This is a genomic window from Enterococcus sp. DIV2385 (genome assembly GCF_051711925.1).
Classification (GTDB): domain Bacteria; phylum Bacillota; class Bacilli; order Lactobacillales; family Enterococcaceae; genus Enterococcus; species Enterococcus faecalis.
This window is the reverse complement of record NZ_JBIONV010000001.1, coordinates 1,139,013-1,151,724: the sequence shown is the minus strand read 5'-3', so window position 1 is coordinate 1,151,724 and position 12,712 is coordinate 1,139,013. Positions and strand designations below refer to the sequence as shown.

Annotated in this window: 9 protein-coding genes and 2 tRNA genes; 1 reads left to right on the top strand and 10 read right to left on the bottom strand. The window is 38.3% G+C overall.

Annotated elements, in window-relative coordinates:
- Positions 1-86: 86 nt before the first annotated feature.
- Positions 87-794 (bottom strand): GntR family transcriptional regulator, encoded by a 708-nt coding sequence (locus IGM04_RS05705; protein WP_086317822.1) that lies wholly within the window; start codon positions 792-794, stop codon positions 87-89.
- A gap of 206 nt (positions 795-1,000) precedes the next feature.
- Positions 1,001-5,248: a 2-hydroxyacyl-CoA dehydratase gene (locus IGM04_RS05700; protein ID WP_086317821.1), complete on the bottom strand. Its 4,248-nt coding sequence runs from the start codon at positions 5,246-5,248 to the stop codon at positions 1,001-1,003.
- Positions 5,249-5,423: 175 nt separating this feature from the next.
- On the opposite strand from IGM04_RS05700, the gene IGM04_RS05695 reads away from it, so the two are divergent.
- Positions 5,424-6,035, top strand: coding sequence for a TetR/AcrR family transcriptional regulator (locus IGM04_RS05695; protein WP_002357803.1), 612 nt, complete (start codon positions 5,424-5,426; stop codon positions 6,033-6,035).
- Between the two features lie 55 nt (positions 6,036-6,090).
- Here IGM04_RS05695 and IGM04_RS05690 read toward each other — a convergent pair whose 3' ends face one another.
- From IGM04_RS05690 to IGM04_RS05655, 8 genes are all read right to left on the bottom strand, one after another.
- A complete protein-coding gene (locus IGM04_RS05690) occupies positions 6,091-6,270 on the bottom strand; it encodes a hypothetical protein (protein ID WP_002357804.1) in 180 nt (59 codons plus the stop codon).
- Between the two features lie 154 nt (positions 6,271-6,424).
- A tRNA-Gln gene (locus IGM04_RS05685) sits at positions 6,425-6,496 on the bottom strand.
- Positions 6,497-6,505: 9 nt separating this feature from the next.
- Positions 6,506-6,586, bottom strand: a tRNA-Tyr gene (locus IGM04_RS05680).
- Positions 6,587-6,682: 96 nt separating this feature from the next.
- On the bottom strand, positions 6,683-6,916 hold the full coding sequence (locus IGM04_RS05675; RefSeq protein WP_002357806.1) for a DUF2969 domain-containing protein: 234 nt from the start codon (positions 6,914-6,916) through the stop codon (positions 6,683-6,685).
- Positions 6,917-7,062: 146 nt separating this feature from the next.
- Positions 7,063-8,532, bottom strand: coding sequence for a flotillin family protein (locus IGM04_RS05670; RefSeq protein WP_086317820.1), 1,470 nt, complete (start codon positions 8,530-8,532; stop codon positions 7,063-7,065).
- 16 nt (positions 8,533-8,548) lie between these two features.
- Positions 8,549-9,082: a hypothetical protein gene (locus IGM04_RS05665; protein WP_002357809.1), complete on the bottom strand. Its 534-nt coding sequence runs from the start codon at positions 9,080-9,082 to the stop codon at positions 8,549-8,551.
- A 183-nt stretch (positions 9,083-9,265) separates the two neighbouring features.
- Positions 9,266-11,902 (bottom strand): FtsX-like permease family protein, encoded by a 2,637-nt coding sequence (locus tag IGM04_RS05660; protein WP_086317819.1) that lies wholly within the window; start codon positions 11,900-11,902, stop codon positions 9,266-9,268.
- Between the two features lie 9 nt (positions 11,903-11,911).
- Positions 11,912-12,613, bottom strand: a complete 702-nt coding sequence (locus IGM04_RS05655; RefSeq protein ID WP_002360463.1) for an ABC transporter ATP-binding protein — start codon at positions 12,611-12,613, stop codon at positions 11,912-11,914.
- Between the last annotated feature and the right edge of the window lie 99 nt (positions 12,614-12,712).

Sequence of the window (12,712 nt, the reverse complement as noted above, 5' to 3'; positions counted from 1 at the left end):
AATTTATTTCTTTAGCAAAAAAAATTAAAAGATAGGAAAACTTATCAATGTGATAAGTTTTCCTATCTTTTATTCATTCTTTTTCTCTACTTATCTAAATAAAACTCAAATCGACTTCCTGCATACTGCGTACGAACATATTCAAAAGGTAGTCCGTTTTCAAAATAGGATACTTGGCGCACACGCAGAATCGCATCGCCTCGTTTAATCTCTAAATATTCTGCGATCTGTTCCGATGCTTGAACAGCAGAGATTGTTTGGTTAGAGTGGCCAATTTTGTGGCCAGATTTGGCTTCAAGTGTTTTATAAAAAGAATTCGTGATTTCAGATTTGCCATATTGCGAGACCAATGAATAAGGAATGCTCGCCACCTCAAAACAAATCGGAATGTCATCCGCAAAACGAATTCTTTCCATTCGTAAAATTGAATCTTCTGGACCTAGTTGTAATTTTTCCATCTCACTAGAACTAGGTTTCGCTACAAAATAAGACACCGTCCGACTAGAAGGAACGCGATTTTGAGACAAGGTAATTTCTGTAAAACTAGTGGTACCTGTCATTGTTTCTTGAACTTTCTTACGTGCTACATACGTTCCTGAACCAATTTTTCGTTCTAAAATCCCTTCGTCTGCTAAAGTCTGAATGGCTTGGCGTAAGGTCATTCGACTAACATCAAATTTCAAAGCTAATTCTCGCTCAGAGGGCAAACGATCCCCGATACTCCAGACACCTTTTTCAATATCTTCTTTGATTTTATCGTGAATTTGAATATAAATTGGTATATTTTGAACCATTTACGCTTCCTCCTCTTCGTTCATCTCCTCTTCTATTATAACTGGTATAGACCGTGTAAACAACCAAAAAATGATAAATAAAAGAGGAATTGGAATTTTTATCAAAGTTGGTCTAGTTGCATGCTTTCTTTTTATAACAAAAACATTTGGCTTAGTCAGTAAAAAGTGACCAAGTCAAATGTTTTTAAACGAATTGCTATTAGTTATTATCTTTTTACATTTTCTTCTTTCAACAACTTGTTCGCTGTGGCCATCATCAAACGGATTCGGTTCAACTGATTAACCAAAGATACCCCTGGATCATAATCCACCGCCGCAATGTTTGCTTGCGGATATTGACGTCGTAGCTCTTTCACGACCCCTTTTCCAACAATATGGTTTGGTAAACATCCAAACGGCTGCATACAAACGATGTTATTCACCTCATGTTTTAAGAGCTCAATCATTTCAGCTGTTAAAAACCAACCTTCACCCGTATGATTGCCAATTGATAAAATTTTACTTGCATCTGCTGCCATATCATAAATGGAATGAATACCATCAAAACGGACCGATTTTCTCAATGCCTTATCCATTGGTTTTTCTACCAATTCAATGATTTTTATCGCAAATTCTGCTAAACGTTTGCTTTGTTTTGACATGCCCATATTTTCGTATTTCCAAATTTGATTGTACAAAGAATAGTTCATAAAGCCAACAATATCTGGCACAACTGCTTCAGCACCTTCTTCTTCTAACAAACGCACAATATCATTATTCGCTGTCGGCGAATATTTCACTAAAATTTCCCCGACCACACCGACTTTTGGTTTTTTTATCTCTTGTAAAGGAATTTCATCAAACGTCCGAATAATTTTTTTCATGAAGTGATTAAATTGTGTCAGCGAACCATTCCGGACATTGGCTTCCACTCTTTTTAGCCAATCTTGGTGCAGTTGATCCACCATTCCTTTTTCTGTTTCATAAGGTCTTGTTCGATAAACTACTCGTTCGAATAAGTCACCATATAAAAAGGCAACTACTAAGCGCTTGATCATTGGCAACGTAAATTTAAATCCTGGATTGGATTCGACTCCTTTATTGCCCATCGAAACTGAAACTACAGGAACTTGAGAAAAACCAGCATCATTTAAAGCTTTTCGTAATAAGGGAATGTAATTCGTTGCGCGACAACCGCCCCCTGTTTGCGTCATTAAGACACTGACATTATCCAAATCATATTGACCACTTTCCAAAGCTTCAACTAGTTGTCCGATGGAAATAATTGCTGGGTAACACGCATCATTATTGACATATTTTAACCCGACATTCACAGCTTCTTTGTCTTGCGTAGGCAAACAGACGACATGATAGCCAGAAGCTTGTAATGCTACATCGACTAATCCAGATTGATGAATCGGGCTAAGCATTGGTAACAGTAAGGTATGTGTTTTTTTCATTTGTTTTGTAAACACAATTTTCTCCGGCTCTTCCATTTGCATATGCGGAACAAACTGTTGCTTCTCCCGCTCATTGACAGCCGCTTTCAAGGAGCGCAACCGAATACGAATTGCGCCCAAATTCGCACCTTCATCGATTTTGAGGACTGTATAAATTTTGCCAGACCGATCCATGATTTCTTCTACTTGATCGGTTGTCACAGCATCTAAGCCGCAACCAAAGGAATTCAGTTGGACAAGTTCTAAATTTTTCGTCTTAGCCACTACTTTAGCCGCCGCATATAAGCGAGAATGATAGACCCATTGATTCACCACACGTAAATTCTGCACGTCTCCAAGATGCGAGATACTGTCTTCTGTCAAGACATGGAATCCTTCCTGTGTAATGACTTCGGCAATGCCGTGATTAATTTCTGGATCCAAGTGATACGGTCGTCCCGATAAGACAATTCCTCTCTGGCCTTTTTCAGTTAACATGGCTAACGTTTCTTCGCCTTTTTCTTGAATTTCTTTTTTAAAGGCTGCTAATTCTTGATAACCATGATGCAGCGCTGTTTGAATTTCTTCTAAGGAAATCCCTAAATCAGCAAAATTTTCAGCTAAAACTTTGGCAACTGCAGTTTCATTCGCTAAATTAAGATAGGGATTTCGATAATCCACTTGGCCCTCTCTGATGGCATCCACATTATTTCGAATAACATCTGGGTAGCTTTGCACAATTGGACAATTAAAATGATTATCTGCTTCCACTGTTTCTTGCTGTTCAAAAACGACACCAGGATAAAAGATGATTGGCACTTGCGCATCAATTAATGCTTGAATATGTCCATGTGCCATTTTCGCTGGGTAACAAACCGTATCACTTGGAATCGTTTCAAGGCCTTGTTCATAGATTTGCTTATTAGAACGTGGCGATAATTCGACCCGAAAGCCTAAATCAGTAAAAAATGTATGCCACAAAGGATAATTTTCATACATGTTTAGGACTCTAGGGATACCCAAGCGCCCACGAAACGCTTTATTTTCCCGCAAAGGTCGGTACTTAAATAACTTGCGGTACTTATAATCAACCAAATTCACTTTGCGTTCTTCTCGTTTAATTTTAATTCGTGCACCACGTTCACAGCGATTTCCCGTAATAAATTGGCGCCCATCCGAAAACACTGTGACCGTTAATTGACAATTGTTTTCACACAAGCCGCAATGAGTAAATTCCTTTTCAGAGGTAAATGCCGCTAACTCTCCTAAAGAAAGAAGCGTGGTTTCTTCCCCAATTTCATAAGCGTCCAAAGCAATCAGCGCTGCCCCATAGGCCCCCATCAAACCAGCAATAGATGGACGAACCACTTCACGACCGCTAATTTTTTCAAAAGCTCTCAAGACCGCTTCATTGTAAAATGTTCCTCCCTGGCAGACAATCTTTTCTCCCAACTCTTCAGGTCGGCGAACCTTAATTACTTTATAAATGGCATTTTTGATGACTGAATAAGATAGTCCAGCAGAAATATCGCCGACAGAGGCCCCTTCTTTTTGAACCTGTTTCACTTTTGAGTTCATAAAAACAGTACACCGAGAACCTAAATCAACCGGCGCTTGCGATTCTAAAGCCGCCAAAGCAAAATCCTTCACGTTATAGTTTAAGGATTGCGCAAAGGTTTCGATAAAAGAACCGCACCCAGAAGAACAAGCTTCATTTAATTGTATCGAGGAAAGCACGCCATTTTTAATGGTCATCGCTTTCATATCTTGTCCTCCGATATCCAAAATAAAATCCACACCTGGCTGAAAATGGTTGGCTGCTTTGTAATGGGCCATCGTTTCAACTTCACCAATATCGACTTTTAACGCATTTTTTATTAGCTGTTCTCCATATCCTGTAACAGCCGCTTTTCCGATAAAAACTTCTTCAGGCAGTTGTTGATAAAGTGATTTCAGTACTGTCATGGTGGTTTCTAAAGGTTGCCCTTGGTTATTACCATAAAAAGAAAACAACAAATGGCCATCTTCATCAATCAATGTAACTTTTGTCGTTGTGGAGCCTGCATCAATCCCTAAAAAGGTCACGCCAGTATGTTGAGATAAAGGTTTCTCCCTTGCTTGAGCTTGCGCGTGTCTTTCTCGAAAATCTGCTAAATCTTCTGCGCTGTTAAATAACGGTGGTAACGTGTCGCTCGGCTGTAAATCAGTAGCCTGGCTGTTCACTAAGCGCTGAATTAATTCTTCCAATGTACATTCGGCTGCATCTTCTGAATAAAGTGCTGCTCCCATTGCTACAAACAGTTGCGGTTGTTCTGGAAAAATAACATCTTCTGGCTGAATTGCTAAGGTTTCAACAAACCGTTTTCTCAATTCTGACATGAAAAATAAGGGTCCCCCTAAAAACGCTACTTTACCTTTAATTTTGCGACCAGCAGCTAACCCAGCGATTGTTTGATTAACTACCGCTTGAAAAATACTCGCCGCGATATCTTCTTTCGCTGCTCCTTCATTGATTAAAGGTTGAACATCCGTTTTGGCAAAAACCCCACAGCGGGAAGCAATCGGATAAATAGTTTGATAATTCTTCGCCAATTCATTCACTCCATTGGCATCCGTTTTAAGTAAAACAGCCATTTGATCGATGAAGGCGCCTGTCCCACCTGCACAACTACCATTCATTCGTTGCTCTAAAGCACCATCAAAAAAAGTGATTTTTGCATCTTCTCCGCCAAGTTCAATAGCAACATCCGTTTCTGGGATTATTGTTTCGACAGTTCGTGTACACGCGATAACCTCTTGAACAAAGGGAATCCCTAATACCTCAGCCAGCCCCATACCACCAGAGCCAGTTATGCTCATTGTCACAGGTTGGTCTGCACCGATCCTTGATAGCCCTTCTTTTAAAATACGTTCCGTTGCTGCTTTGACATCTGAAAAATGGCGTTCATATTTTGTAAAAATAGGCTGATTTTGTTTATTTAAAAATACTAATTTTACTGTCGTTGACCCAACATCAATCCCTGCTCTCATAACCATCAATTAAAATACCCCTTCATTTCCCAACAGTTTGTTGATTATTATACAAACTGTTTGTTATAATAGATATACCTATTTTAGAAAGGTTCTAAATGATTTGCAACAAGCAATTTACCCTATTTTGTGAGATAAACAACAAAGTTTCCGCGAATGTTGACTATCTCGAAAGGAATTTATGATGGCAAAGAAAACAGACCTTAGAGTACAACGAACCAGAAAAATGATTATTGAAGCTTTTTTTAAACTTGTAGAAACGAAAGGCTACGAAGCGGTGACGATTCAGGATATTGCTGATGAAGCTATGATTAATCGTGCGACTTTTTATGCTCATTTTAAAGACAAACAGCATTTATATGATGCAATCTTCACCTTTACGCTTAGTGCTTTTACCGCTATTCTTGATTCGCAACAACTGGTTAATGGCAACCGTGTCCGCGTGAAGCACATTGAAGAACTTCTGACGCAACTCTATATTAATATTCAAGAGAACAAATCTTTCTTCTTAACTATCATGGACAATAATTTCAACGAACACTTTCGAAAACGCTTAGCTGAAATTATCGAAGAAAAATATGCGACGATTTTTTCGCAGTTGCGTATTACCGAAAATGATATTGATGTACCGATAGATTTTGTTATTGAATACATGACCTCTATCTTCATCGGTACCCTTCATTGGTGGATTACTAGCGAAACAGATATGACACCCAACCACTTAGCCCAATTAGTTATCAAATTAGTTGGTAATGGGCATTTAACTGTCTTAGGTATCGAATTAGAAAAATAAAAACACCAGAGTAGACAATAATTTTGTCTGCTCCGGTGTTTCTGTTAAAGACGAATTAGTTTTTTGAACGCCACTTGATATTGTGGGCTGTATTTCTTGAAGAAGTGACTTTAACACCACTTTTGATGTTGCCTTTTTTACGAGGAATTAAGTCAACTTTGACATCATACTTACCATCGCGTGCTAAATCGTAAACATTTTCAACCATTTCTGTAATTTTTTCTTTAAAGTTCATTCTTATCAACTCCAGACTATTCTTTCTTAATACTTTAGCATATTCTTATATAAATGAAAACTTTTCTAGCCTGTACATGAGGAAAATCTTACCTCATTTTTGTTATATAATTATACAAAAAAAGAACATCTCTCTACCAGAAATGTTCTGAAAACTGGGGTAGCTGGATTCGAACCAACGCATGACGGAGTCAAAGTCCGTTGCCTTACCGCTTGGCTATACCCCAAAAAGAAAATGGAGGAAAGTGGATTCGAACCACTGAACCCTAAGGAACGGATTTACAGTCCGTCGCGTTTAGCCACTTCGCTATTCCTCCAAAAAGTCATTGTCGCTGTAACGACCTGACTTAGTTATAATACAATCTTTTCCAGAAAAAAGCAACCCTTTTTTTAAAAAAATTGTTATTTATTTTTTATTCACTTAAATTCCATTGACGAATAATTGTTTCAAAGGCTTCGTCCAGATTTTTTGCTGTACCTTCTTGCTTGCCATCAATTTCAATGATGAATTTTTTATCATTTTGCGGAATGACACGACCGATTTCTTTTTTACCAATAAATAATTTGTTCATTAAAACATTTGCTCCATTGTATTGGGCTTTTTCTTCTTCAACACGTACTTCAATATCTTTATTCTTTTTTGACATCTCTATCCCTCCAAGAACTCTATGTTATCAGAATCTTTGAAACAAAACAAGCACTCGCTATTTCTCTGTCAGATTGTTCGTTTATCGTTTCAATGCAGCATTAAGGAGTAACGAAATGCGATTCGCTACTCCTTAATGGCTGATTTCTATTCTTTTTCTGAACCTTCTGTTGCATGATAGTTCACGCTATTTGAGGTACCTTTTTTAGAAAAGTTTTCAATTAGCTCTTTCACGTCGAGGCCCGTTGTTTCTTTTAGTGTTTCTTGTGTACCAGCCAACAAGTTTGTTGCATAATTGGTAATACGGTTGGCGCCAGAATTTTCGCCACCTGCGCCTGTATCTACCACTGAAATCTTGTCGATGTTGCCCAATGGTTGTGCTGCTTCTTTCATTAATTGTGGTAACATTTCCATCACCATACTTAACACAGCTGCTTCACCATATTCTTTGAAGGCTTCAGCAATCTTTTGTTTGGCTTCGGCTTCTGCTGCACCACGAGCTAAAATAGCTTCGGCTTGCGCTTGACCTGTTAAACGCGTTTTATTGGCTTCCGCTTCGGCTAATGCTTCAACTTTGAAGCGTTCTGCTTCGGCTTCTGCTACTTCGCGTGCTTTTTGAGCAAGAGCTTCTTGTTCGCGTGCGTAACGATCTGCATCAGCTTTTTTCTTAACTTCTGAGTCGTATTGTTTTTCACGACGCGTAATTTCTTTTTCTTCTAACTCAATTTGTTTTTGACGTTCAACAACTTTGACTTCCATTTCTTGTTCCACCACGTGTTGTTGTGCACGCGCACTTTCCAAGTTATAGGCTTGGTCTGCTTTGGCTTTGGCAATATCTTGTTCTTGTTTGTATAACGCTAATTTCAATTCTTTTTCTTTTGAAGCTTCTGCAATTTCTGTTTGACGTTGCAATTCCGCTTGTTGTGATTCTTTTTCAGCTTCCGCTTTTTTGATGCGAGTTTCTTTCAAGGCTTCTGCTTCAGCAATATCTGCATCACGTTTAACTTGAGCGATTCTTGGTTTCCCTAATGAATCCAAGTATCCATTTTTATCACGAACTTCTTTAATTGTGAACGACACAATAACTAAGCCCATTTTAGCTAAGTCAACACTGGCAACTTCTTGTACACTTTGGCTAAATTTATCACGGTTTTGGTAAATTTCTTCCACTGTCATTGAACCTAAAATCGAACGTAAATGTCCTTCTAATACTTCACGTGCTTCATTTTCTAATTCTTCTGTTGTTTTTCCTAAAAATTGTTCCGCTGCTGTCGCAATTTCTTCAACTGACGAACCAATTTTAATGATTGATGTCCCATCACACATCACAGGAACCCCTTGTTCTGTGTACACTTCTGGTGTAGAAACATCTAATTTACTTGAAAGCAAACTAATTCGATTTGAGCGTTGGAACACTGGTAAGACAAACGCACCACCGCCACGAACGATTTTAATTTTGTTGCCACCTTCGTCTACATGAACATTTTTAGAGCCTAGATAGCTCCCGCTGATAATTAACGCTTCATCAGGTTTGGCTGTCTGATATTTAGAAACAAACACAATTAATAACATTAATAATACTAAAACTGCAATAATAATCGGTAACAAAATCCCCATTTTCTTCTCTCCTACTCTATATTTTTAGACTGCCTTCGTAAGGAATGACATAACAAACCCGTTCTTTCAATTCAATAATCAATACCTCACTACCTCTTGGCGCAGCCACTTCTTGTGGCACATAAAATGCTGCTGGTCGACTTAACGAACCTGTGACACTCTTCAATTGAATCTCGCCCATTCCCCGGACAGGAATTGGGGTAATCACAGTAGCAACACGACCCTCCATGTCTTTTTCCGAAATAGAAATTGTGGCCTCCGAATTTTTCAAAGGGACCAACACATAAAAATTTAGGAAGAAAACAATAATGGTTGAAAGAATACCACTGACAATTAAAATAAGCCAACTATTCACCGCTGTTAACTCTTCCCCAAGGTACCCAAACAGCGAGGTAAAAGCAATCCATGGAATAATCAGCATTGGGTCCACCGGTCCATCAAAATTAAAAACATCCCCAAAAATAATTAGTAAAAAAGCGAGGACCGCGCTCCCCACTAATGCATAAAAATAAACCGTTTCCAATGGTAGACCTTCTAACACTTTTCCCACACTCCTTTCTGTGCTATAACCTAGTAATAGTGTACCAATTTTTAAATAAAAAGAGTAGTAATTTCCAAATAAATCTCAAAAGATACATCTTAAGACCTATTTTTTCTTAATAAAAGAAGCAACAATAAACGAGCAGCCCTAGAATTATCGAACTTCTACGGACTCCTCGTTTTTTAAAATGTGCTATTCATTTGATTTTAACGCTTCAATCATATTGATTTTCTTCAATTTCCGATGCATAATGACCATCACAAACAACGTGAAACACATGGTGATGACTGCGGAATATAGATAACTTGGCCAATGAATAATTGGCGAAAACATAATTAAATCAACTTCAACGGTTGCTAAAATATACTGATGCAAAATTTTTCCAAAGAAGCAGCCAACAATAATACCAATGAACGTTAAAATAATGTTTTCACGGTAAACATAGGTAGTGACTTCACGATCGTAAAACCCTAAAACCTTAATCGTGGAAAGTTCTCGAATCCGTTCAGAAACATTAATGTTGGTTAAATTATATAACACAATTAACGCTAAAGAACCAGAAACAGCAATTAGTACCCAAATGACAATATCAAGGCTTTTCAGCATATCATCAAACGAACCTTTCATCGCAGTTAAAAACGTAATGTTCAACACTTTCGGCTGTTTTGTCAACGCCTCTCCGATTGAGGTTTCTTGTTTTGAGGATAACTTTTTGTCAAAAAGTAGGAATTCTGTATTATACTCCGGCTTCTGTTTCGTCATCGTCTGGTAGAGTTTCGGCGTCATATAGACAAAATGACCCGTGTAGTTCTCTGCAATCGCGGCAATTTTCACGTGATAGGTTTGATTATCACTATTTTCTAAATTTAATTGATCTCCGACTTTATAGCCAAATAATTTAGCTAATTTTTCATTAATGATTACACCGTCATCGTTGAGGGAATATTTTTCTCCAGTGACTCGATCATTAAATAATTGAAAATCAGCCATTTTCGAAGGATCTTGTGGCACATAAAGAGTAATATTTTGAGTTGGTGCACCTTGGCCCTTCGTTTTAAAGATTTCTGAATATAACGGAATTGTTTTATTCAAACCATCCAGTTTGCGCAACGTTTCTTGATACTCTTTTGTCTCTTCAGGTGTTGTTTGCTCTTTAAAAGTCACGACTGCTTGGTAATGCCAGATTTTATTAAATTGAATTGTAGCGACATCCACAATTGAATCGCGTAAACCAAAACCAACAATTAACAGCCCCATACAACCAGCTATTCCGATAACAGTCATCAGCATCCGTCGTTTATAGCGGAACAGATTTCTAGCGGTCACTTTTTGAATAAAGCTCATGCGTTGCCATAAAGGGCGGATTCGTTCTAATAAAATCCGTTGGCCTGCTTTCGGCGCTTTGGGTCTTAGCAAGGTAGCTGGGGTACTTAATAAATCGATTCTTAATGTCACTAAGGCCGCTCCCACAGTACAAGCTAAGGCTACAATGATGCCCCATAAACTGTAATTTAAGTACCACGGTGTAACTAAATCAGGAATATTGTACATTTGACCGTAGGCATCAAAAATTATTTTAGGGAATAGATAATAGCCAACTGCCAATCCTAATAATGCACCTGTTAGGCTGGCAACCGTTGCATAGGTAATAAAAATCGAAGCAATTTCACGATTACGATAACCTAAAGCTTTCAAACTACCAATTTCCATTCTTTTTTCTTCCACCATACGTGTCATGGTAGTTAAGCTGACTAATGCCGCAATTAGGAAAAAGAACAACGGGAACAGCGTGGCTAAAGAAGAAATCCGATCAGCATTATCTTGATATTCAGAAAATCCTGGATTGTCTTCCCTGGTAAAATAATAATACGTCGGGGCTTTTAAATTGGCTAGCTCTGTTTCTTTTTCAGCCAACAGTTGTTCTTGTTTAGCCAATTCGTCTTTTTGCTTTTCAAGCATCTCAGCTGGAATTCCTGGCTGTTGCTCCAACTGCGCAAGTGCTTGTTTTCCCGTTTCCAGCGCTTGCCGACCTTGGTTAATGTCCGGCTGAGCCGAATCACGCAGAGCCGCAACCTGTTCTTCTGGCCGATTTTTCAGTGCCTCTTTTACTTGATTTAAGGCCTGCTCTCTTTTCTTTTCATAATCAGAGGAATACGTATTTTGATGTTTTAATGAACGAAATGAGATTAGCAATTCTGGATACCGTTGACTGTCAAAGGCTTTTTCCGAAACCACGCCAAAAAAGTTTAACGTTCCAGAACCGACCGTTGTGGTTCCCCTGGATGTATTATCAATATATTCTGGTGAATTGATAAATCCGACAACAGTAAAATGGGTTTGCGTCAGTCCTTTTTCTTTAATCGCTGCATCGTTTAAAGTGATTTTATCACCCATTTTATAATCATATCTAGTTTTCGCTAATGTATCTAATGCAATTTCATTTGTTTGTTTAGGTAACCGACCGTCAACTACTTGATAGTTAACCGATCCTGCTTGATTTTTTCGATAGCCAAACAATTTTACTGCATTATTTTGCGGCCCAATCGTGGCATCTATTGTATACCGCGGCACAACTGTTTCGACATCTTTTAAAGACTGTAGTGTTGTTAAATCTTTCTTTTCCAGTCCCATTGTAGAAATTATTCGCGCATCTGGAAGCTGCTCTTTCTGGTAATAATTATTCGCGGTTTTAATCATATCTGGTCCAGTAGCTTTCAAACCAACAAAGACCATTACACCAAGGAAAATAATCCCCATAATCGATAAAAACCGTGTAGTAGATTGTCTAATTTCACGTAAGCTTGTTTTAATTAGCGCTGTTTTCTTCATTTTAGGCACCTACCATTCAATTTCAGCAACCAATTTAGGCTGATCATTCACAGTCATTTCGCGAACTTTCGCATCATTAATTCGAATTACCCGATCGGCCATTTCTGCAATGGCTGAATTGTGGGTAATAATTAAGACGGTCGTTCCTGTTTCGCGAGCAGTGTTTTGCAAAATGGTTAAAATTTGTTTCCCTGTTTCATAATCCAGTGCTCCTGTCGGTTCATCACATAAAAGTAACTTGGGCTTTTTAGCAATCGCACGGGCGATGGTTACTCGTTGTTGTTCACCACCAGAAAGTTGCGCTGGAAAATTATCTAAACGTTCCCCTAAACCCACCGATTGTAAAACAGTGGTCGAATCCAACGCATCCGCAACGATTTGCGAAGCCAATTCGACATTTTCTTTTGCCGTTAAATTTGGGACTAAATTGTAAAATTGGAAAACAAACCCGACATCATTGCGTCGATAAGTGGTTAATTGTTTCTCTGAAAACTGAGCGATATCTGTACCATCAATAATAATTTCCCCTTCATCACAGCTGTCCATTCCACCAAGAATATTTAAAACAGTTGATTTTCCAGCACCGCTGGGGCCTAAAATAACCGCTACTTCTCCTTTTTCCACTTCAAAAGAAATGCCGTCATTCGCAGTAATAGTTGTCTCTCCCATTTGGTAACGCTTGTATTCATTTTTGACTTCAATATAGGCCATCCACTATCCCTTCCCTTCTACATTAAAATAGTAACATATCTGAGAAAACAAGTCTTTCAAAGAAAAGCCTTTTTTGATTTTTTAGCAAATTTACGTATA